At 46.3% G+C, this 21,016-nt stretch carries 22 protein-coding genes; 17 read left to right on the top strand and 5 right to left on the bottom strand.

Features of this window, described 5'->3' with window-relative positions:
• Positions 1-130: 130 nt before the first annotated feature.
• The 3 genes from BUB19_RS09415 (at position 131) to BUB19_RS09405 (ending at position 4,791) form a co-directional block, all read left to right on the top strand.
• Positions 131-514, top strand: coding sequence for a hypothetical protein (locus BUB19_RS09415; protein ID WP_143155989.1), 384 nt, complete (start codon positions 131-133; stop codon positions 512-514).
• Between the two features lie 48 nt (positions 515-562).
• Positions 563-2,737 (top strand): TonB-dependent receptor, encoded by a 2,175-nt coding sequence (locus BUB19_RS09410; RefSeq protein ID WP_073094296.1) that lies wholly within the window; start codon positions 563-565, stop codon positions 2,735-2,737.
• A 347-nt stretch (positions 2,738-3,084) separates the two neighbouring features.
• Positions 3,085-4,791 carry a glycoside hydrolase family 43 protein gene (locus BUB19_RS09405; RefSeq protein ID WP_073094295.1) on the top strand — a complete coding sequence of 569 codons (1,707 nt, stop codon included), beginning with the start codon at positions 3,085-3,087 and terminating at the stop codon, positions 4,789-4,791.
• Positions 4,792-4,930: 139 nt separating this feature from the next.
• On the opposite strand, the gene BUB19_RS24150 is transcribed toward BUB19_RS09405, so the two are convergent.
• On the bottom strand, positions 4,931-5,074 hold the full coding sequence (locus BUB19_RS24150; RefSeq protein ID WP_178371469.1) for a hypothetical protein: 144 nt from the start codon (positions 5,072-5,074) through the stop codon (positions 4,931-4,933).
• Positions 5,075-5,150: 76 nt separating this feature from the next.
• Here BUB19_RS24150 and BUB19_RS09400 point away from each other — a divergent pair, with 76 nt between their 5' ends.
• The 6 genes from BUB19_RS09400 (at position 5,151) to BUB19_RS09375 (ending at position 9,144) form a co-directional block, all read left to right on the top strand.
• Positions 5,151-5,498 carry a type II toxin-antitoxin system RelE/ParE family toxin gene (locus BUB19_RS09400; RefSeq protein WP_073094294.1) on the top strand — a complete coding sequence of 116 codons (348 nt, stop codon included), beginning with the start codon at positions 5,151-5,153 and terminating at the stop codon, positions 5,496-5,498.
• Between the two features lie 4 nt (positions 5,499-5,502).
• Positions 5,503-5,808 (top strand): helix-turn-helix domain-containing protein, encoded by a 306-nt coding sequence (locus BUB19_RS09395; protein ID WP_073094628.1) that lies wholly within the window; start codon positions 5,503-5,505, stop codon positions 5,806-5,808.
• 159 nt (positions 5,809-5,967) lie between these two features.
• A complete protein-coding gene (locus BUB19_RS09390) occupies positions 5,968-6,306 on the top strand; it encodes an avidin-fold protein (protein ID WP_073094293.1) in 339 nt (112 codons plus the stop codon).
• A 14-nt stretch (positions 6,307-6,320) separates the two neighbouring features.
• A complete protein-coding gene (locus tag BUB19_RS09385; RefSeq protein WP_073094292.1) occupies positions 6,321-6,680 on the top strand; it encodes an antibiotic biosynthesis monooxygenase family protein in 360 nt (119 codons plus the stop codon).
• Positions 6,681-6,770: 90 nt separating this feature from the next.
• Positions 6,771-7,700, top strand: a complete 930-nt coding sequence (locus BUB19_RS09380; RefSeq protein ID WP_143155987.1) for an SDR family NAD(P)-dependent oxidoreductase — start codon at positions 6,771-6,773, stop codon at positions 7,698-7,700.
• Between the two features lie 142 nt (positions 7,701-7,842).
• Positions 7,843-9,144, top strand: a complete 1,302-nt coding sequence (locus BUB19_RS09375; protein ID WP_073094290.1) for a serine hydrolase domain-containing protein — start codon at positions 7,843-7,845, stop codon at positions 9,142-9,144.
• A gap of 200 nt (positions 9,145-9,344) precedes the next feature.
• On the opposite strand, the gene BUB19_RS09370 is transcribed toward BUB19_RS09375, so the two are convergent.
• Complete coding sequence (locus BUB19_RS09370; protein ID WP_073094289.1) at positions 9,345-9,854, bottom strand: tail fiber domain-containing protein; 510 nt, start codon at positions 9,852-9,854, stop codon at positions 9,345-9,347.
• A 428-nt stretch (positions 9,855-10,282) separates the two neighbouring features.
• Here BUB19_RS09370 and BUB19_RS24145 point away from each other — a divergent pair, with 428 nt between their 5' ends.
• The 4 genes from BUB19_RS24145 (at position 10,283) to BUB19_RS09355 (ending at position 13,305) form a co-directional block, all read left to right on the top strand.
• Entirely contained in the window at positions 10,283-10,426 is a 144-nt protein-coding gene (locus BUB19_RS24145; protein ID WP_178371468.1) for a hypothetical protein, read from the top strand.
• 232 nt (positions 10,427-10,658) lie between these two features.
• Entirely contained in the window at positions 10,659-11,006 is a 348-nt protein-coding gene (locus BUB19_RS09365) for a PadR family transcriptional regulator (protein WP_073094288.1), read from the top strand.
• A complete protein-coding gene (locus tag BUB19_RS09360) occupies positions 11,003-11,626 on the top strand; it encodes a GldL-related protein (protein ID WP_073094287.1) in 624 nt (207 codons plus the stop codon). The genes BUB19_RS09365 and BUB19_RS09360 overlap by 4 nt, the downstream gene beginning before the upstream one ends.
• A gap of 38 nt (positions 11,627-11,664) precedes the next feature.
• Complete coding sequence (locus BUB19_RS09355; protein ID WP_073094286.1) at positions 11,665-13,305, top strand: serine hydrolase domain-containing protein; 1,641 nt, start codon at positions 11,665-11,667, stop codon at positions 13,303-13,305.
• Between the two features lie 163 nt (positions 13,306-13,468).
• Here BUB19_RS09355 and BUB19_RS09350 read toward each other — a convergent pair whose 3' ends face one another.
• The gene (locus BUB19_RS09350) at positions 13,469-14,602 is read right to left on the bottom strand and encodes a dienelactone hydrolase family protein (RefSeq protein WP_073094285.1); all 1,134 of its coding nucleotides are present in this window, start codon (positions 14,600-14,602) and stop codon (positions 13,469-13,471) included.
• Between the two features lie 363 nt (positions 14,603-14,965).
• Between BUB19_RS09350 and BUB19_RS09345 the strand changes: the two genes are divergently transcribed.
• From BUB19_RS09345 to BUB19_RS09325, 4 genes are all read left to right on the top strand, one after another.
• Positions 14,966-15,550: a glycosyl-4,4'-diaponeurosporenoate acyltransferase CrtO family protein gene (locus BUB19_RS09345; RefSeq protein WP_073094284.1), complete on the top strand. Its 585-nt coding sequence runs from the start codon at positions 14,966-14,968 to the stop codon at positions 15,548-15,550.
• A gap of 285 nt (positions 15,551-15,835) precedes the next feature.
• The gene (locus BUB19_RS09340) at positions 15,836-16,246 is read left to right on the top strand and encodes an SRPBCC family protein (RefSeq protein ID WP_073094283.1); all 411 of its coding nucleotides are present in this window, start codon (positions 15,836-15,838) and stop codon (positions 16,244-16,246) included.
• Positions 16,247-16,509: 263 nt separating this feature from the next.
• Entirely contained in the window at positions 16,510-17,955 is a 1,446-nt protein-coding gene (locus BUB19_RS09330; RefSeq protein ID WP_073094281.1) for an MltF family protein, read from the top strand.
• Between the two features lie 334 nt (positions 17,956-18,289).
• Complete coding sequence (locus tag BUB19_RS09325) at positions 18,290-19,540, top strand: hypothetical protein (protein WP_073094280.1); 1,251 nt, start codon at positions 18,290-18,292, stop codon at positions 19,538-19,540.
• Positions 19,541-19,614: 74 nt separating this feature from the next.
• Here BUB19_RS09325 and BUB19_RS09320 read toward each other — a convergent pair whose 3' ends face one another.
• Together BUB19_RS09320 and BUB19_RS09315 are read right to left on the bottom strand one after the other, a co-directional pair.
• Positions 19,615-20,136 carry a DUF421 domain-containing protein gene (locus BUB19_RS09320; protein ID WP_073094279.1) on the bottom strand — a complete coding sequence of 174 codons (522 nt, stop codon included), beginning with the start codon at positions 20,134-20,136 and terminating at the stop codon, positions 19,615-19,617.
• A 6-nt stretch (positions 20,137-20,142) separates the two neighbouring features.
• Positions 20,143-20,601 (bottom strand): DUF305 domain-containing protein, encoded by a 459-nt coding sequence (locus BUB19_RS09315; protein ID WP_073094278.1) that lies wholly within the window; start codon positions 20,599-20,601, stop codon positions 20,143-20,145.
• Positions 20,602-21,016: the final 415 nt, after the last annotated feature.

Below are 21,016 nucleotides of genomic sequence, written 5' to 3'. Positions count from 1 at the left end.
TATCGGCATCAAAGCTATAAAAAATAGGGCATAAGACCTAATTAATTTTTGAGCAGCCTTCTCCTGAGCAGGATCCGGGTTGGGGCTGCTCTTTCCTGCGGTAGATCGGGATTTAGTTGAATGGATAAAATTGCACCTGAAAAGGTTCGACCAAAAAGACTTTATTGATTACCTTCGCAACGTGAGAACAGGGGTATTTCTACTGGTTATTTTGGTCGCCTGGCTTTCGGTGGTACCTTGCTGTGAGGCAGTGCACCATTGCGCCTACGAGGGGGAAGCTTGTACGGATGTGTCTTATTCCAATGAGGAAGGCTGTACAGATGAATTGCCATGTTCCCCCTTTTATACCTGCGGAACCTGTACGGGATGTATTTCCCCTAAAACCTATCCCCTCGTTTTGGAGTTCACTGTTGGTGCCGTACCAACTTTTGTTTTTGAAATTACCCCCGGACTTCCAAGGGGAATACTACCGCTTCCCCTGAAACCACCCCGGCATTTCCTTCAGCTTGCCTGATCTGCAGACGCAGAACCTTTTTTTATTCACCTACAACTTTCCAGAAAAATGAAATATTTATTTGGGCTGATACTATGTGTATGTATCAGTCGAATGGCCTATACCCAAACAACATCCGAGTACCGTTTGCGCATTGTGGATGAGGAGTCCGGAGAGCCGCTGCCCGGTGCTACCGTTCAGTTTACCGATACCAATCTGGCTGCTGTAGCCGATACAAAGGGGGAGGTCCGCTTTGTGGCGGTTCCTGCCGGCACTTATACCATTGAAATAAGATTCCTGGGCTATCGTTCTGAAAATTTTGCGCGTACCTTTCCGCTGAGCCAGGAACAGCCGGAACAGGTCAACCTTCATCCCGAAGAAGATGAAATGGAGGCAATCGTGGTGCAGTCTACCCGCTCCAGCACGCTGATTGCCGATAACCCAACACGGGTGGAAGTCATCGCCGGGGAGGAGCTCGCTGAGAAAGGCAACATGAAGCCGGGAGATATCCGCATGCTGCTCAACGAAAGTACCGGAATACAGACCCAGCAAACCTCCGCCACCAGCTACAATTCCAGTATCCGGATTCAGGGGTTGGACGGAAAATATACCCAGCTTCTGCGGGATGGACTGCCGCTTTATGCAGGCTATTCCGGGGGCCTTAGCCTGATGCAGATCCCACCTTTGGACCTGGCACAGGTGGAGGTAATCAAAGGCTCGGCTTCCACCCTCTACGGGGGAGGTGCCATTGCAGGATTAGTCAACCTGATTTCAAAGCGCCCACAGGAAGATGGAGGGCTTGATCTGATGGTCAACGGAACATCCGCTTTGGGGCTGGATGCCAGTGGGTTTTATTCCGGGAAAAGTGAAAATCTGGGCACTACCGTTTTTGTCTCCTACAACAAAGGGAATGCTTATGATCCCTCCACGGTGGGCCTGACGGCCATACCGGAATTTGACCGGATCAGTATCAATCCTAGAGTGTTTTGGAACCCTGATGAGGACAGCGAATTGATGCTAGGTTTGAACTGGACCAATGAGGATCGCCTGGGCGGCAATCTGGCCTATATCAGGGATGAACCTGTCAAGGACCCCTATTTTGAACGCAACCAAACCGACCGGTTTTCAACCCAACTGCGTTATGAGCAGGACTGGGGCGATGGCAAGGTCCTGGAGTTAAAGAACAGCCTTAACTTTTTTAACAGGAAGATATCCCTCAGGGATTATCGGTTTGCAGGCCGGCAATTTTCCTCATTTTCCGAATTGAACTTTCGGACCCAAAGCGAAAGCGCTGAGTGGTCTTTGGGAACCAATCTATGGACGGAGAATTTTGACCAGACCCAGGGAGCCTTTTCCGAGCCCCTGGATTACCAACTGAATACCCTGGGTGCATTTGTTCAGAATATTTGGAATCCGGCTCAAAAATGGACCCTGGAGACCGGGTTCAGGTTGGATTATCAGCAAGACTACGGGCTTTTTCCTTTGCCCCGCCTGTCCCTCATGGTAGAACCGTCCGAGCACCTTACCTTCCGGCTTGGTGGAGGCCTGGGGTATAAATCACCTACGGTGTTTTCAGAAGAGGCAGAGCGGATTTCGTTTCGGAACGTTCGGCCCATTGATCCCTCCCTGTTTGATGCAGAACGTTCTTCCGGAGCAAATCTGGATGTCAACTATAAAATCGCCCTAAGTGAGGAACTGACCCTGAATACCAACACCCTTTTCTTCCATACCCGGATACAGGATCCGCTCATGTTGGTTGCTGCGGGATCGGCATTTGAGTTTCGGCAGCCCGAGGGGAGGATAAGGACTCAGGGGATGGAGCTTAATTTAAAGTGGAATTACCGGGACTGGAAGCTTTTTACCGGCTATACCTTTTCGGATGTAGATGAGCGGCGGGGAGGCGACAGTGAGCCCTATCCGCTGGTGGCCCGACACCGGCTCAACAATGTGCTGATGTATGAAAAACATGAGGAATTCTGGATCGGGCTGGAAGCCTACTATTTCAGCCGGCAGCTTCTGAATGACGGGCAGACCGGACAACCCTACTGGATCCTGGGGCTGATGTCGGAAAGAAAGTTTGCCGATCATTTTTCTGTTTTCCTGAACTTTGAAAACTTTCTGGATACACGGCAGACCGCTTTTGATACCATTTACACCGGTTCGATCAGCGATCCGCAGTTTAGGGATATTTATGCACCCGTGGATGGTTTTGTCATCAACGGAGGCTTCAAGTTGCATTTGTAGGGTTTGAACTCTTTTCTGAGAAAAAGGCTTGCCGTCCGGTAGTGAAAGGTGATGCTGTCCAACTATCCTTCCTTGCCCGGCCGCCAGGCTGATTCCCGGCAAGGTACTTTCCGGGAAAAAAAATGCCTCCGGGCTATTATGTGTATGCAATACATTTTATATTTGAAAGCGCCGGAAGTTTAATTCGGTGCGTGGACTTAGCAGCGGGCCTTTCGGTATGAGAGCTCCTATGGCATATAAGCAACTTCTACCTGGTAGGCTCACTGTGCAATAGTTCGTGGAGCTTCACCTTGTCCAGGCTGCTGTAGCTTCTAATCAAACCCATTGACCAAAACCTTTGCTCAGGCATGAAAAAACTTTCCACCATTCTTCTCATCATCTGTACGCTTCATCTGTTTTCCACAGTTCATACCCTGGGCCGGCAGGAAAATGCCCCGCTTTTTTCCCAAGTAATCTATCAGGGAAATGATGTTGTTTACAAGGAGAACCCCCTGGCAGAAGGGGAGTTTTACAATCCCATTTTACAGGGATGTTTTCCTGATCCATCCATCACCAGGAAGGGAGAGGATTATTACCTGGTGGCCTCATCTTTTGCCATGTTCCCGGGTGTACCCCTGTTTCATTCCAGGGACCTGGTCAACTGGACCCAAATCGGCCATGTGCTGGACCGGAAATCCCAGTTGAAGGTCAGCAGGGCAGGGATCAGTGCGGGCATTTTTGCTCCGGACATCCTGTACAATCAAAATAACGACACCTTTTATATGATCACTACCCAGTTTGCAGGTGGCGTTGGCAATATGGTGGTGAAGACCCGCGATCCCAAACAGGGATGGTCTGATCCGGTCAAATTGAACTTCAGCGGGATCGATCCGGCCTTGTTTTTTGACGAAGACGGCAAAGCCTATGTGGTACACAATGATGCTCCCGAAGAAGCGCTCTACGAAGGGCACCGGGTCATCAAGATATGGGATTACGATATTGAGGCGGATCAGGTAATTGCGGGTACCGACAAGGTAATTGTGGACGGGGGAGTGGACATCAGTCAGCAACCCATCTGGATAGAGGCGCCCCATATCTACAAGAAGGATGGTCGCTATTACCTGATGTGCGCAGAGGGTGGTACCGGCGACTGGCACAGCGAGGTGATTTTTGTGAGTGATCATCCCAGGGGACCTTACCTGCCTGCGCCCGGAAATCCCATCCTTTCGCAGCGCTACCTTGCCAAAGACCGTAAAAACAAGGTGGACTGGGCCGGGCATGCGGACCTGGTACAAACCCCGGAAGGACAATATTACGGGGTGTTTCTGGGTATCCGTCCCAATGAGAAAGATCGGGTGAATACCGGCCGCGAGACCTTTATCCTGCCGGTGGACTGGTCCGGGGAGTTTCCGGTATTCGAAAACGGGCTGATCCCCATGCAGCCTAAACTCAGCCTGCCGGAAGGGGTGCAAAACAGGACCGGGCAGGAAGGATTTTTCCCCAATGGCAATTTCACCTACACGGAAACTTTCGGTTCAGATCCACTGGACTACCGCTGGATAGGATTGAGGGGCCCCCGGGAAGATTTTATTTTGTTCACGGAGGAAGGACTGAAGATCAATCCTTTTCCGGCGACCACCAAAGAGCAGGCTCCGGTAGCTTCCCTGTTTTACCGGCAACAACACAAAAATTTTACCTTCACCACCCATATGGATTACCTGCCCGCTTCCGAAACGGAACTGGCGGGAATTACCTGCCTGCAGAGTGAAAAATTCCATTATGTTTTCGGGCTGACCCGGGCAGGCAGCGACTACCGGCTGGTGTTGGAACGAACAGAGGATGGTGAGTCTAAAGTGATCGGCAGTGAGGTAGTGCAGGTAAACGGACCCCTGCGGCTCCGGGTAAGTGCAGAGGGGGATGCGTACCGCTTCAGCTATGCCCTGCCGGGAGGAGCATTCGTGAATCTGGGCGGAACGGTATCCGGGGATATCCTTTCTACCAATGTGGCCGGAGGCTTTACCGGCAACCTGATCGGCCTGTATGCCACTTCTGCCAATGATATCCGTCCGGAGTAAATCCGGCTTGTCATTTTTCGGCAGCTTAATTCATTACCGACAAGGATAGTTTCGGCAGATGGGGCAGGTTGCTTGCTGAGCGCGGCACTGGAATTTTATATACTTATGCAATAGGTCTGTATCCGGACGAGCTTCATGGTTAAAAAAAAAGCAGGCCATAGACCCGGATATTGACCGAAATGATTAATTTGTTGAGCGTAAACAAGGGGTTCAGGTAGCGTGCATAGTCCGAATAAACGCATCCTGACTGAAAAGGTAGCTGTATATGGATGTTAGGGAGCATTTGTTTAAATATTCAAAGAGCAAAAAAATTGAATGATTCCCGATATTTTTGTACCATTATTCGTTAACTTTACGAAATGAACAAGAAGAGATCCCTGATTTTTTACAGGAACCATTTCTCTGAATTCTTCGATAAGCTGCCGATCAAGGTCCAGGATAAAATGGACCAGGTACTGTATATGGTGATGATATTGGAGAGGATTCCGATAAAATTCTTTCAACATATGAAGGGAACCGATGGCCTCTATGAAATCAGGGTGGAATTCAGCAGCGATATTTACCGAATATTTTGCTGTTTTGATGACGGTAATTTGGTAGTGCTCTTCAATGGTTTTCAGAAAAAGAGCCAAAAGACACCTAGAAAAGAAATTGAAAAAGCTTTAAGACTAAGAGCAGAATACTTTAATGAAAAGCAAAACCCCTGATAAGATGGAAAGTTTAGATAAAAAGCATGTGACAACCTTTGAGGAACATTTGGAAAAAAGATATGGGGCACAGGGAACAGATCAACGAATGGCATTCGAGGCTAAGGCGAAAGCTTTTGCGATAGGGGAGCTTATTAAGGAAGAAAGAAGACTTTCGAACATGACCCAGGAACAACTGGCACTTAAAACCGGAACAAAAAAGAGCTTTATTTCAAGAATTGAAAATGGGAAAAGTGATATTCAGCTATCTACATTGTACAGGATTCTTGAAATTGGTTTGGGTAAGAAAGTATCCTTTACCATAGAATAAGGGAAAACGCACCCTAACCATGGCTTGAGTGCAATCGGCACCAAACGAATAAATAATATTTGGTACATTGGATAAAGTTCGGGACAGTCTCGTGAAAACGGCTCCAACAGTGCCCACCGCAGCAAAGCCTGGACCGTTGTGCCTTTTTAATAAAAAACAATGATAAATTACAATAACAAGACTTTCGTTCCAATAAGTAGCGCTGAAAATGGTGAAGTTTCAAACCAAACCGTCTTTCACTACAAACAAGTTGGCAAGGTACTTTCATCGGAGTATTCAGGTGGGGAAATCGTAAAAGGACAGTTGATTGGTCTGGTGGACGAAAAAGGAAATATTGATATGCGTTATCATCAGGTAAACAAAAAGAATCAATTGTTGACCGGACAATGCACATCGAAACCCGAAATCCTTGCAAATGGGAAAATCCGATTGCACGAAAAATGGGAATGGACCTCGGGCGACCGATCAAAGGGAGCATCAATAATTGAAGAACAATAAAGCCAGATATTGATATGATAGCCAATACTCCTGATCCTCCCTATTATGCGGTCATCTTTAGCGCTTTGAGAACGGATGAAAATGAAGGCTATGCTGAAATGGCAGATTTAATGATGGAATTGGCCAGCAGGCAGGAAGGATTTTTTGGTGTAGAAAGTGCACGAAATCATCTTGGAATTACGGTGTCTTACTGGAAGGACCTTGAGTCGATTAACAAGTGGAAGCAACACTCCGACCATATCATTGCTCAAAAGAAAGGAAGAACGGACTGGTATAAAATTTATAAAACAAGAATAGCGAAAGTGGAGAGAGACTATGAATTTGAAAAAACAAATAGTGAACCCACCACTTTGTCTCGGGATAATACAGGTTGAACAGCCGGAAATTGAATGTTTTTTTCTCTTGAATAGCCTTGGATATGAGGGACAGTGATTCGCTCCAATTCGGCCAGCTCCGCAGCATTGGTGGATAATTCAAACGCGAAAATAAACGAGACCGCCATTATGGTAGCTTATGGATTGAAAGATAAAGTAGTGCTGATCACCGGTACAAACAACCCCAAAGGGATGGGGGCTGCAATGGTCTTGTCCTATGCAAAGCAAGGGGCAAAAGTGGCAATGGTCTATAAAAGGATGAGTTTTGACTACGATGAAGCATCGGCGAAAGGCGATTGTGTGGATTCCTATTTCAAAGCCCTGTCAATGGACTGTTCGGAAGTGGAACATTCCATATCCTCCCATACACGTGATTATCTGGCCATCGAGTCGGACATTTCCGTCGCAGAGAATATTCCGGTAATTTTTGACAAGATCGAAGCCAAACTGGGTAAGGTAAATATCCTGATCAATAATGCCGCCGGATACCCTGTCCAGGACAGCATATTCAATATACGGTTGGATGATATAAAATCCACTTATGAGACAACGGTACAAGGCACAATAATGATGATCCGGGAATTTGTCAAACGGGGATATGGCGAATTGATCGAATCCGGGTTTCGGGACATACAGGAAACTTCTATGGGTGTCGGTACATACAAACCCCTGCACACAGATGCCCAGTACGGACGGATCGTCAACTTCAGCACAGATACCGCGCAGATCATGTCCGGACAGCTTGCCTACGGTTCAAGCAAAGCTGCAGTTGAAGCATTCACGCGTTCCATTGCGATGGAACTGGGATACCTGGGCATTACTGTAAATGCGATCGCTCCGGGGCCAACGCAAACCGGATGGATGAATCCTGAGTTGATACAGCGTGTTTTACCCGATATCCCGATAGCAAGGATCGGTACCCCGCAGGATATTGCCGACACGGTATTGTTTTTGACTTCAGACAAAGCCTCCTGGGTCACGGGTCAGGTAATTAAGGTGTCCGGTGGGCACGGATTGTGATTTGGTCGGCTGCCGGAACCGGAAAAGCCCGCTGGGTCTTAAAACATGATTTTCCGGACCAGGCCGGGAACGGTCAGGTGAATGATTTTCTGCCTGCTTAAATTGTTATATCTGGCAGAAGTTTTGCTAACAGCTCCTTTAAATGAAAATCCTTTACATCTTTTTCCTGCTGCTAACGGTGCTATCGGTAGGTGTCTCCTACAAAATTAAAGATGACTTCTTTTATTTGCCGTATCCAAACGCCATTGAATACGTGTTGGCGTTGCTGATCCTGCTGATCACCTTGACTACTGCTATTTGGAAAAAACACCGCCGAAGGAAATTGTTACTCGGTCTGGCAGCTTCAGCCACCTTATTGATTGCGGTAAACAGTATTAATTATTTCCTGGAATGGCATCCGCTCAATCTCTCGCTCCCCTTCAGCCAGTCACAGTCCTTTGAAGTCAGCCATGAACCGTACAACAAATGGCTGGCAGAAAGGCCTGAAAGTGTTGGATTGAATCGGTCGGACATGGAACAGTATCTCGATGACATTGAAAGCTGGGAGAGACTAAGGGGGCTGATCATCATCAAAGATGGTAAGATAATAGTGGAAAAATACCAGAAAGGGGCTACCCGGTACAGCGCCTTCAATGTTCACTCTATCACCAAGAGTATCCTTTCGGCACTGACAGGTATTGCTATCCAGCAGGGTTATCTCCGATCCGAGCATGAGTTAGTCATGCCCTTCTTTCCGGAATACCAGCGGCAGCTAAAGGATCTTCACAAGGATAAATTAACCATAGACCATTTACTGACCATGCGGGCTGGGTTTACCGGCTGGGATGGGCCTCAGAATGTAGAGCAGGTGATCCTTCACGAAAAAGTTTCTGAGCCTAAGATAGGACAGGAGTTTAAATACTTCACTGGTTCGCAGATGCTACTTTCTGCCATCCTTACCAGGTCAACCGGTAAGAACACTAGGGAGTTTGCGGAGGAACAGCTGTTTAAACCGCTCGGCATACAATGTGCTTTCTGGCGGAAGGTGGATGGATACTATGCAGGTGGAGATGAAACCTGGTTTACGGCAAGAGACCTGGCCAGATTTGGTGAACTGTACCTCCATCAGGGGAAGATAAATGGTTTACAGCTTCTGGATGCTGCCTGGGTGGAAAAGAGCTTCACCAATTATACCCCTGATAGCAAAGCTTTTCGCAATAGAGATTGTTACCAGGAAGTAGGGTATGGCTACAGCTGGTGGCTGCTCAACCATAAAGAGCAGCCAGTATATGCGGCTCGAGGCAAAGGGGGACAACACCTTCTGATTTTGCCGAACGAAAATATCATTGGGGTAATTTTGCAGGAGTGGAACCTGCGGAAGAATGTGGCTATGGAAGAGGAATTTATTGGCAGGTTACTTTCCATTTTGACTTCTGAACCGGAAATGATGACCGCTGAGGATTAATTTTACATCACGTAGAAACAAAAAAATATTTGGGCTCGATGTTTTGCAAATAGCATTGCAAATAACTTTCACTTAATCTCCTTAGACAAGTACAAGCAGCACGGGATTTAGAAGAATATTGATGGGCCGGCTTCCAAATATAACCTGTACTTTCGGAAGGCAGGGAAAATTTCGGAAAGTACAGGGAATGGGCAGACGACTTATTTGGATTGCCCCTGGTTTTCAAGTGCACACTTCAGCAGCTCTATTTGTTGCTGATGGGATGCTATAATTTGTTGCTGTTCTTTGATGGCATTGACCAATACCGGCACCAGATCCATGTATTTTAGTTTCAGGTGCTGGTCGGATTTGTCTACGCTGACCAATTCTGGCATAATTGCTTGCACATCCTGCGCCATAAAGCCCATCCGCTTTTCTGCAGAATCGTCAGCTTTGTAGGTGTATGTCTTGGCATGCAGTTGTAAGGCCTCCGAGAGTCCGTATCGGAGCACAGAAATATTGTCTTTCAGGCGGTAATCTGAGCCCAATTGTATACAGGCATTATCTTCAACACAATCACCGTCATCACAATCTATCTGACCATCGGAATCATCGTCAATGCCATTGTTACAGATCTCAACTTTGATACCCTGTTCGTCATCGGATACTGAGCAGGAGAGGAAGCCGATACCCAGGCTTAAAATAAGGGCAAATGGAAATTTGGTTGTCATAGGAGAAAGTTTTTGTTCATAAATACCATCGTCAATATATAAAAAATGTCATCATAAAAATGACATGCTTTTAATTTTGTTCCCTCCATCACTTTCCTAAATGAATAATTGCAGCGAGCTTGAAAGCAGGCAAATATTGGTGCTGCCACACGGTTTTGATGAAGCGCAGCGATGCATCCCGAAAGGCATCAAACTCACAGATACGACTTTATTAATAAGTATTTGCAGACAACGTTAACACTGCAATTGACCATGCTAAAGAATACGTCATGGTATTCTCTTGGCTCTAAATGGCTTTGTATGCTCCCAAATAATCTATAATTTCCTCGTATTGCTAAACAAAATTACGATCAGCAGCCGATGAAAGAGCAGCAATAAGAAATGATCCAAAATACATTTTCGCCTATATTCATTTTGAGGTGGCCGGGATGACAAGATATTTGGACGAGCATATCCTATTTGAAAACATTTTTGAAGGAAAGGTAGGCCTGCGAAAAGAGAAAATAGAAGCCATCAGGCAACAGGCTGAAAATTCCTGCCAGTTTTTCGGGGAAAAAAAAGCAGGAAATTAAGAAGTGGGTATTTGATGAGAAGCGTGTTTCCCTGGAAATAGTCCAAAAGGCTATATAGGCCATGGATTTACCGAACGGTATGCGATCAGGCGATCGGTTAAGGTTGACAGGCAGGTCTGTATTCAAATTTAATAGACAGAAAATCAGTAGAATAAGGAGTGATCGTTAAAAAGAATCAATAAACAGTTTTATTTTTATTTGTATACATCGTAATATGATGTATATTTGTGCTATGTATTCGAAAGAACTGTTAAAAGGTACCCTGGATATCATTATCCTGAAGCTCCTGGAGGAGAACGGGAAAATGTACGGTTATGAAATCTGCCAAAAGGTTAAAGACATATCGGACGGTAAAATCCTGATCAGGGACGGTAGCCTCTACCCCATTCTGCACAAGCTTTTAAAAGACGGTATGGTCACCACAGAGGAGGTAAATCTGGGTAAAAGGGTAAGGAAATATTATAGTCTGACAGCCAAAGGGAAAGGAGAGAAGAAAATGGTGGTAGCAGAACTGGCTGATTTTATGGAGACATTGAGCAAGATCGTGTTTTCTGACGGAAAAACTTCAGCAGCCATATGATTACCGGGGAACAGATTGACCGAATTTGTCAAATATTTCGAAGTGCTGAAATTAATGATAAGGAGCTGGAGATCGAACTGATCGACCACCTTTGCTGTGCTGTGGAGTCGGAATTGGAAAAGGGGCTGCCTTTTGAAATTGCCTTGCAAGCAGCTCTGGGGCAGCTTGCGCCAGATGGGTTTGGAGAAATAGAACAGGAAAAACTTTGCCTGATAAATTACAAAAAGCGATTTTTCGTCAATTTATCCACTTGCAGTCTGGGATATTTGGCTTCACTTGCGGTATTCATAGGGGCTTTCTTTAAAATCATGCATTTACCTGGGGCCAGTCATTTTCTTACTTATGGTCTGGCCGGGATAGCGGTGACCTCTTTACCTGTATTTTTCTTTAAAAGTGTACCCTTCAGGCTTCGGCCGCTGGCTACGAGGAAAGCCGAAAGAGTTTTTGCCCTGGTGTTTTTTCTGGTACTACTGTTAACCGGTCTCCTCAAGGTTTTTCATTTTCCCGGGGCAGGAATGCTGCTGGCGCTATGCTTCCTCGTTGCAGGCCTTGGTATGTTACCCTTTTTCTTTGTCAGGATGTTTAAAGCAAATCTTGATGTAAATTCAAAATTAACCTGATCCTCCGGTTTTATCATGACACATTTATCCCATAAGCTATGAAATTCCCTGCGCTTTTTTTTCTTGTATTTTCAGTTGTACAACTTAATGCCCAGACGCAATTCGAAGATCGCATAGAGGCCTTGTTGGTCGAGGTACTTCCTGATGCTACCGGTCCCGGACTTACTGTTGGTGTTGTGAAAGAGGGGCAGATGATTTACCTGGGAAGCAGGGGGAATATGAATTTGGAATACAAGCTTCCATTTAATGATTCTACTATGATCGAACTGGCCTCCGTTACCAAACAATTTACCGCTGCCTGTATCGGGGTATTGGTAGAGCAAGGGAAATTGTCATTAAATCAGGATGTGCGGACAGTGGTGCCGGAGCTGCCCTTTTACGGCGATACAATCCGGATAAGGCACCTACTCAACCATACCAGCGGGATCAGAAATCACAATGTACTGCTGGACTTGAAGGGATTTGATTATGCACACCGCGGCTACACCAATGAAATGATTGAAGAGCTGATGTTCCGGCAAATGGGGATCAACAATGCCCCCGGGGAAAAGATGCTCTACTCCAACACCAATTATGTTTTACTTAAGTTGATCGTCGAAAGGGTCTCGGGGCAGAGCATCCATGAGTTTTCTGAGCGTAACCTTTTTAGCCCCATGGGCATGAACAACACTTTTTTTATCAGGGATCTTGAAATTCTTATTCCAAATCGTGCCTATTCCTACTACGCTACTGATGATGGCTACCGGCAGCCCAAATCATTGACCCTTTGTCTGGGAGCGGGAGGAATGAAAAGTACCATATCCGACCTGCTTTCCTGGTCGCAAATACTGCTGGACCCGGCAGAGGATCTTTCCTACCTGAAAGCTTTTCTCACAGACCGTGATACCTTAAACAATGGACAGCTCCTGCAGTACGGCAGGGGAATGTTTAATTCTTCTTACAGGAACCTGAGCACTTACCACCATAGTGGGCGTGACCTGGGTATCCGTACGCAGTTTATTGTGGTTCCCGGGCAGGAACTGGCAGTGGTGGTCTTTACAAATGCCGAAAGCATAAATGCGGTAAACATCTCCTATAAGATCCTGGATCTAATTTTACCTGAAGCAGCAAATGCCGGCACAACGCGCTCTACCTACACCCATTCGTCTGAAGAATTACATGCATTTGCCGGGACTTACCAGGAACTCAACAGTGATTTGCGCATGAATATTTATGTGGAAAATGACACCTTAAAGACGGTAAGCAGCATGGGTAGTGAAGCCAGTATACTGATCGCCGCTGCTCCCGGGCGATTTAGCAGAGCAGACAGTCCTCAGGTCAGGTATAGCTTTGACCAGACAGCCGGCATTGGTGATTTGCAGGTAGATTTTGGTGGAGCCATTTTTTATTTCGAAAGGATCCAGTTGGCAGACGCTCCTGATCAGCAGCTGGAAGCCTATGGCGGCAGGTACTATTCGGAAGAACTTGATGTAGAATACCTGATAGGAGTGGAGGATGGACAATTGTTCCTGAAGTACCCCAATAACTATCTCCTGCTCAGCGAAGGAGAGCCGGGTGTATTTGGTGCCAACAGAAGAACCAGGTACAGTTTTCGGGGAACGGAAGAAAGCGGGATCCAATCTTTTGAGGTGGCGGCAGAAGGCACCGTCAAAGGCATTGTTTTCCAGAAAATAGAGTAAGAACGCGGACCTGCAGGTTCCCAGGATTCGCTTAACCCTTTCCGGGTTTATCGTTTTTATTCACTTATTTTGCACAGGGCTAATTTACCTATAAGACAAAACTTCATTTCATCCGATCTGAACAGAGCTACCGACTCGCAGGTTTCAGGGGTCAGCACTGAGATCAAGGGTTATTTTTCACGCCAGGGTCAGACAGCCATTTCGATAGGAATTGTACGCCTTCATCCACTATGGCCTCATGGCCTCCTTCGTGCAGCACCAGGTCGATCTTTTCGGGAATGTCCAGCTTTTTATAGTGCAGGGCCGCTTTCTCGTAGGCTTCCACCACCTGGGGCCAATGGGCTATATTGTCCTTTTTGCCGTGTTGTATCATGAGCGGGCGGGGCAGAATCAGCGAAACGAGGTCTTCGTCCGAAAATTCCGTCAGCCAGCCGTTGAAAAAAGCATGTTCCTCCCGGGGCGAAAAGCTGGAATAGCGAGCATCCGGTACCGCCATCTTGTTTCTCCTCTCGTTATACCAGGCAGAAACCACGCCTGCTTTGATGCGGGGCTCCAGTGGCATCCAGAACATGGTAGCCATACCACCCAGAGAGACACCCCACATTCCCAGGCGTGTGGCGTCTACCCGCGGATCTTCTAGTACCATATCCAGTAAGTGCTGCAGCCGTACCAATTCTATTCCTGGCAGGGAAGTGCCTGCCAGACGGGCGTAGCGTTCCACATTATTGCGCCGCTCCACCGAGCGCAGGTTCATAGGCAAGAGCACCGCAAAGCCGGCATCCAGCAAAGCCCTGGCATATTCATGGTAGTTTCCGCTGGAAAAAGGCGTTTCTGGTGTGCTGGCAATGCCGTGTTGCACAATGATCAGGGCTGCTGGCTGCTCTTTACTGGCTCCGGAAGGAAAGGCCAATACAGCTTCCGCTTCCAGCATGCCCAGGGGAAGGCTGATCCACTCTGCCTGTACCTCTCCCAGGGGATGGGGTGTACGTTTGAGCACTCCGGTTTTGGTGAGTTCGGGAGGACCAAGCACTTCCTCCCAACGCCTGCGGTTGGGGCTGACGCTCCGCACCAGGGCGGCCGGGCTGCTGTAATCCCGGTTCCAGCGCTGCGCTGCACGAGCCTCGTACTCCTCGACGAGAAAATGGCGCAGGTAATCCTCCAGTTGCCGCTCATAGGCATTTGTGCGGGCATTTTCCACCTCGGGGGCGATCAGCTCGGAATTTTGTGCAGTTGCGGCCGGAATAGCTGTCACCAACATCCAGGCGATCATGCCATAGCAAAAGGTCTTTTTATTCATGTTTTTAAGGTACTAAATTCCTTGTTTTTTTCGACGGCTCCAGTCGAAAAAGTTCTGGTTGCAGGTTGTTGGTTAGGAGTGCAAAGTAAATATTATTTAATGCCGGTTGTCCGAAAGAGATATGCGGGTGCAAACTACAGTGAAAGTTCTTTTGAAAAAAATTGGCGGTAAAGGCCCTTATTTGGATGGTATCGCAGAAATGTGATCTTTTCAGAAAAGACAGTGTACAGGATATACCGTAATTCTGGAATTAAGTGGGATAAATTTGTATCTTCATCTGCGCAAACGGAGAAAATTTGTTGTAATCATGAGTGGGGCGAATGAAAAAAGTAAATGGTTGGTTTTTTTTAACCTGATAATTGAATGGCTGTTAAAAAAGTTGTCTTTCCCTTATTCTCCATATTTTTGGTCTACCAGTCTTACGAGCTTGTAAATGCGATTTTGATTTTAGAACCCTCAGAGGTTCCGCTTTGGATGAAAATATTATTTGCTGCATTGCTAAATTTGTTTGTCACCGGCGTTTTTGCCTTCACTGGCTTTGCCTACAAAACCAGTCGCCTACTGCCGGATAAATACTATCGAATTAGAGATCCGGAATTTCTTCTTGAAATATCGGGGGTTCTTAAACTGACTTATTTCAGGAAATTTCTCCTGTTGATTTTTTGGAGTCAGCAAAAAAACAGGAAAAAGTTTTTCAACGGATCGATTGCCGGATTGGAAAATTTCGATTACCAGACCCGTCAATCGGAGTTTGGGCACCTGATTCCAATGCTACTGATCCAGCTGCTTTGTTTGATTATTTTAACACAAGGGCATTATGCAATTGCCTTAGTTGCTACATTGTTGAATATTTGCTTCAATTTCTATCCGGTCGTTCTGCAAAGAAATCACAGAATGAGAATTTCAGTATTGAATCATAAATTAAAGAACCGCGAAAGCGATAGCTGATAAGCGGGCCTCCTTTTTTGCTGTTGAGAGATGCCGGCTGAGCCGGCTAAGAACCTTTTAAAGCAAAAGATAAACACATGAAAACGAGCATGTCGGAGGCGACATACAGAGGGATGATTATCAATCATGCGAGATTCCCTGCCGGCAGGCATGCATCTGACCATTAAAAACAAATTATAAACACATGAAATCGACACGATTAAAATCATCATTAAACACACAGGGCAATGATTATTTTAATCGTCAAAGATTCCATGTGGCCTATTAAAAACAAATTATAAACACATGAAAAAGATAGGCGTCTCCACGACCGTTGCATCAGACATGGACAGGGTCTGGGAATATTGGACAAAACCCGAACACATCATTCACTGGAATTTTGCGACGGATGAATGGCACTGCCCGAGAGTAGAAAACGAGCTCAAAGCGAATGCAAAATTCTCCTGGAGGATGGAGGCAAAAGATGGCAGTATGGGGTTTGACTTTGAAGGAGTATATGACAAAATCATAAAAAATGAGCTGATTACGTACAGGATGACAGACGGCCGCAAGGTGGCCATAGTATTTACTGAACGGGACAATGCGGTGCACATTGAAGAGACCTTTGAAGCGGAAGGGACAAACAGCGATGAACAGCAGCGTGCAGGCTGGCAGGCTATACTCGATAATTTTAAAAAATACGTCGAATCCAGATAAAAGGCTGGCTCCCGCGATCTGCTTTGACAGATTTCAGTAACTGCTGTGTGGACCAAGCAGGATATTCTGGCAGGCAAACCGGGTGCAACAGATGAAAAGGTGCTGATTTTTGAAACGGACGGGGATGCATTGGAGAAAGGTATGTTGAAGTGCATTCAGAGAAGGAAAACTGGTAGTTTTCGAAGTGCCTTCTCAGGCCATTTAGCGATAAAAATCAAACAATTTCTTGCTTTTTTTACTTATTTCCATATAATGTAGTGCTTATGGAGATAAAAAGGAATTTACTGATCATAGTTGTTTTGATGGCACTAGCTGCCTGTAGCCAAAATACCGCTGAGGAGGGGCGGCAACCGAAATCTGATGCGGTACCCTATGCTGTTTCCAGGGATTTATCGGATATTAAGGAAGATGGGGTACTGCACGCCATTACCATTTATAGTTCTACGAGCTATTTTTTATACAAGGGCATGCCCATGGGCTTTGAGTATGAGCTATTGTCGCGCCTTGCTGCGCACCTGGACCTGGAATTGAAAATTACCGTGGCGGAAGATATTGATGACCTTTTTGAAATGCTCAACAATGGAGAGGGCGATTTGATTGCCTATGGATTGACGGTGACTGAGCCCCGGAAAAAGCTGGTGGATTTTACGGAATATCATTATGTCACCCACCAGGCACTGGTGCAGCGCATGCCAGACAATTGGCGCTCCCTGCCCGGCTATAAGATCGAGAAACAAGTGATTTCCAATACACTGGAACTGGAAAACGATACCGTGTGGGTGAGGGAAAATACCTCCTATTCCCAGAGACTTCAAAACCTTCAGGACGAGATCGGAGCAAACATCCCCATTAAATTAATTGATGGCAATATCCCTACTGATGAGATCATCAAAATGGTGGTAGATGGCGAGATAGAAAGGACCATAGCAGATTACAACATTGCGGCCATTAACAAAACCTACTATCCCATTTTGCATATTGATACCCGGATATCCTTTTCCCAGCGCATCGCCTGGGCGGTAAGGCAAAACTCTCCCGAATTGCTTGATGCCATCAACCAATGGATCAATGAGGAGAAAAAGAATGACGACTATTACGTGATCTACAATAAATATTTCAAAAACCGGAAATCCTTCAGGGGGAGGATCCAAAGTGAACTTTTCAGCAAGAACGGCAATAAAATCAGCCAATACGATGGTATCATCAAGGAAAATGCGCCTGAGTTGGGTTGGGATTGGCGTTTCCTTTCCTCTCAGGTGTATCAGGAATCCCGGTTTGATCCAAGGGCGACCTCCTGGGTGGGTGCCAGCGGACTGATCCAACTCATGCCGGCCACAGCAAAGGAGGTCGGTGTAACCAATAGTTTTAACCCGGAACAGAACGTAAGGGGAGGGGTGAAGTACCTGGATAAAATGTGGGACAACTTCGAATCGGTTCAGGATTCTGTCCAAAGGGTAAAGTTTACCCTTGCGGCCTTTAATTGTGGTGCCGGGCATGTGTACGATGCCATGCGCCTGGCAGAAAAGTATGGAAAGGATCCGGGTATCTGGGACGATAATGTGGAAGAATTCATATTGAAACTGGCGGATAAGGAATATTACTACGATGAGGTAGTCCGCCATGGTTTCGTCCGCGGAGCCGAACCTTACCACTATGTCAGGGACATATTTTTGCGATATGAGCATTACAAACAGTTTATTGAGTTGTGATCTCCCTGGAATGTGCTTGAAGAGGTTTTTACCTTAGCTGCCAAATAGCGGGTGTCCAGATCGCCCCTGGAAATGGAGGCCAAGGGGATTTTTGGGTATTTCAAATTTTTTGCAGCACCTATGTAGCAGAGGTTGTAAACATACCTGTGGATTACAAATCCGCTTTATCTGTAAGACGGGAATACAAATCCTGCGGAGCTGGCTGGGCCGGACCGCAGCCAAAAATAAAGCCGGAAAATTGTTAATCTCCGTTAATTGTAGTAGATGCTTAAGTTTTATTAGGTATTTTAGTTGCTGAATTAGGTGTTTCACCCATACAATTAGCCAGCAGCCTATGAATACTGAAAAAACAAGCACATTGAGCCGGTTTTTCCTGCTTTGGCTAGCAGGATACGTCTTCTTCTTTATTTTCCCCTTTCCCCTGAGGTACATTCCCTTTGCCTATGAATGGATAGGGATTCCTTTTTCCCGGTTGATGGAGTCGCTGAACTATTTTGTAGGCAGGCAATTGCCGGGAATAGAAAACCTTGCCTATGACGGGGGAAGGGGAAGTGGGGACACGAGCTTCGACTATGTCTTTCTGATCACACGCACCCTTTTGTCCCTGCTTTTGGCGGTGGTACTCTTTGCGTTCCGCAAGAAGGCTGGCTGGATTCAGAAGGCCTACCCGGCAATGATCGTCTATGCCCGGTATTTTGTAGGCATCACACTGATCGAATATGGTGTAGCCAAATTCCTGATCGGGCAATTCCCCGGTCCCAGCCTCATCTCCATGGAACAATCTTTTGGCGATTTTTCTCCCATGGGACTGGCCTGGCGGTTTTTCGGATATTCCGACTTGTACAAAGCCTTTATGGGGATTACTGAGATTATGGCCGGCGGGCTTTTACTTTTCCGGCGAACAGTCGTTGTCGGTGCCTTGCTTTCCATGGCTGTGGTAACAAATATTGTGCTGGTCAATTTCTCCTTTGACGTTCCTGTGAAAATCCTTTCTTCACATCTGTTGCTATTTTCGGTACTGATCCTTGCTCCCTATATAAAGCAGTTATTCCGCCTGCTTGTCCTTCATAGACCGGGACAATTGAGCTACCAGCCCCGAACTTTTTTGTCCCCGAAAAAGAAATGGGCTTACCTATTGGTGAAATTTTACATGGTGGTGTTTGTGCCGGTAAGCATGCTGGTAGGTCATGTGCTATCCCAATCCTACAGGAGTTTCGATAATCCCTGGGAGGGAGCGTATGAAATTCTTAGTGATGGTGATGATATGGTAGACCTCAAGTCCGATGCCAAATGGGCGAGGGTGATTCTGGACGGAAAAAGGCTCCTCATAGAGCGGGTTTCCGGAGATAAATCCTATTATTCCATAGTAGAAGTTGGGGAAAACGGTGTGATTTCCCTATCGGGTTCAGCTGAAGGGAAGGATACACCGACCTTGCATTTGCGGGAAGAGGGGGAGGAATATCAACTGGCAGCCACTTTCGGCGATGAGCAATTTACGCTTAAGGCAAAGCGGAAAATGAAGTCAGACTACTTCCTGCTGAGTAGGGGATTTCATTGGATCAATGAATATCCGTTGAACCGGTAGCCATGCAAAAGATAGCCCTTTGAGGTCAGAAGATATCCATTTACACCCAAGCGCCTTCGATTAGAGATGTTGTTTCAAGTGGCTACCTTAACATTTTCATAGGTAGATTTCTGACCCCCAATGGCCTTTTCGATAATGGTGATGTCACCGGTAGTTTCTAAAATAATCATATCGACTTCATCCAGGCTGGCCATGCCTTCCTGCCGGCCTTTGCTATAAATCTCCTCTATGGTGATTCGCTCTTTTTTCATGGCCGGATATAGAAATTCACCTTTGTAGAACAGTAAGGAGGGACTACTGGTAATTAATTTCTTAATGGTCTTTATCCGGACAGACAGCCAGGTTAATAGAAACTGGAAGGCGATAAACAGACCAATGGCCGTTACCCCATCGGCCAGGGGTATGTTTTTGTTTAAGGCCACGCTGGCCAGGCAGGAGCCTAAGGCAATGGTGACCACAAAATCAAAGGCATTCATTTTAGTTAGGGTCCTTTTACCTGAAATCCTCAATAACACCACCATGGCAATGTATCCCAGGGTAGTTAAACAAATCGTTCGGGTCAGGCTTTCCCAGTTGTCAAACCAAATATTTTCCATCTTTCCCTATTGATTATTTTCTAATCGTTTGATCATCGCTTTCATCTCGGCTATCTCTCTTTCCTGGGCTTTGATGATTTCATCGGCTAATTTTTTCACTTCCGGGTCTTTGAGTTCTGCGCGTTTACTGGTCAGGATGGCTATGGAATGATGGGGTATCATCGCCCGCATCCATTTCAGGTCGCCGATTGGTACCTGCTGTCTTACCAAAAAGGTGGAGCATGCCATCATCAAGAGGCTCAGCAGGACAATAGCCGCATTTTTTTGCTTGTTGGTATACATCTTCTTCATAAACAAAAACATGATGATGGCCATGCCGCCTATTCCAATCAGAGTCATGTACATCCTGGTCCAGCTAAAAAACACATGGCTTAGCTCATAAGTGTTGAAATACATGGTGATGTACATGGAAATGGCCGAGCAGGCCAGCATCAAAACGAATTTGGTGTAAGGGGCGTTTTTCATAGCAAATTGGGTTTAACATTCAAATACAAGCCCGGCTGCTCTTAGCCTGAGCAGAATTTTTTTATAAAAAGGGAGGTGTTCTCCCCCAAACCGCCTGTAGAGCAGGGTTATGTGCTTTTTCTCCCTGCCTGTCTCTCAGGTACCTCCAAAAGACACACCATAAATGATGCCACGAGGGTTTGACCCCCTCTATGTCTTACAAAAGGAAGACTGAAATACTTTAAATAGTATTGCGGAGATAGCTGTGTGCTCATTCGTGCTGTTCGACATTTGCAATGTCGTTTCCAGGGAGGTCTGCGCTTGCTATTATGCGAAGAAACCTGCCCGGGGAATGAAAAGTCCCTCCACTTAAACTGCAATTGAGGGGAGGGACTATAGTTGTGGAGTACCGGTAAAACGCAGGCCAGTGAATTGC

The sequence above is a fragment of the Cyclobacterium lianum genome (assembly GCF_900143075.1).
Lineage (GTDB): Bacteria > Bacteroidota > Bacteroidia > Cytophagales > Cyclobacteriaceae > Cyclobacterium > Cyclobacterium lianum.
The sequence above is the reverse complement of the archived record's forward strand: the minus strand, read 5'-3'. Positions and strand labels throughout refer to the sequence as shown.

Bases quoted from the DNA above. Each gene is read 5' to 3' on its own strand.
- BUB19_RS09410 (WP_073094296.1), top strand. From the start codon at position 563: ATGAAATATTTATTTGGGCTGATACTATGTGTATGTATCAGTCGAATG.
- BUB19_RS09405 (WP_073094295.1), top strand. From the start codon at position 3,085: ATGAAAAAACTTTCCACCATTCTTCTCATCATCTGTACGCTTCATCTG.
- BUB19_RS24150 (WP_178371469.1), bottom strand. From the start codon at position 5,074: ATGCTCCCTAACATCCATATACAGCTACCTTTTCAGTCAGGATGCGTT.
- BUB19_RS09400 (WP_073094294.1), top strand. From the start codon at position 5,151: ATGAACAAGAAGAGATCCCTGATTTTTTACAGGAACCATTTCTCTGAA.
- BUB19_RS09395 (WP_073094628.1), top strand. From the start codon at position 5,503: ATGGAAAGTTTAGATAAAAAGCATGTGACAACCTTTGAGGAACATTTG.
- BUB19_RS09390 (WP_073094293.1), top strand. From the start codon at position 5,968: ATGATAAATTACAATAACAAGACTTTCGTTCCAATAAGTAGCGCTGAA.
- BUB19_RS09385 (WP_073094292.1), top strand. From the start codon at position 6,321: ATGATAGCCAATACTCCTGATCCTCCCTATTATGCGGTCATCTTTAGC.
- BUB19_RS09375 (WP_073094290.1), top strand. From the start codon at position 7,843: ATGAAAATCCTTTACATCTTTTTCCTGCTGCTAACGGTGCTATCGGTA.
- BUB19_RS09370 (WP_073094289.1), bottom strand. From the start codon at position 9,854: ATGACAACCAAATTTCCATTTGCCCTTATTTTAAGCCTGGGTATCGGC.
- BUB19_RS24145 (WP_178371468.1), top strand. From the start codon at position 10,283: ATGACAAGATATTTGGACGAGCATATCCTATTTGAAAACATTTTTGAA.
- BUB19_RS09365 (WP_073094288.1), top strand. From the start codon at position 10,659: ATGTATTCGAAAGAACTGTTAAAAGGTACCCTGGATATCATTATCCTG.
- BUB19_RS09360 (WP_073094287.1), top strand. From the start codon at position 11,003: ATGATTACCGGGGAACAGATTGACCGAATTTGTCAAATATTTCGAAGT.
- BUB19_RS09355 (WP_073094286.1), top strand. From the start codon at position 11,665: ATGAAATTCCCTGCGCTTTTTTTTCTTGTATTTTCAGTTGTACAACTT.
- BUB19_RS09350 (WP_073094285.1), bottom strand. From the start codon at position 14,602: ATGAATAAAAAGACCTTTTGCTATGGCATGATCGCCTGGATGTTGGTG.
- BUB19_RS09345 (WP_073094284.1), top strand. From the start codon at position 14,966: ATGGCTGTTAAAAAAGTTGTCTTTCCCTTATTCTCCATATTTTTGGTC.
- BUB19_RS09340 (WP_073094283.1), top strand. From the start codon at position 15,836: ATGAAAAAGATAGGCGTCTCCACGACCGTTGCATCAGACATGGACAGG.
- BUB19_RS09330 (WP_073094281.1), top strand. From the start codon at position 16,510: ATGGAGATAAAAAGGAATTTACTGATCATAGTTGTTTTGATGGCACTA.
- BUB19_RS09325 (WP_073094280.1), top strand. From the start codon at position 18,290: ATGAATACTGAAAAAACAAGCACATTGAGCCGGTTTTTCCTGCTTTGG.
- BUB19_RS09320 (WP_073094279.1), bottom strand. From the start codon at position 20,136: ATGGAAAATATTTGGTTTGACAACTGGGAAAGCCTGACCCGAACGATT.
- BUB19_RS09315 (WP_073094278.1), bottom strand. From the start codon at position 20,601: ATGAAAAACGCCCCTTACACCAAATTCGTTTTGATGCTGGCCTGCTCG.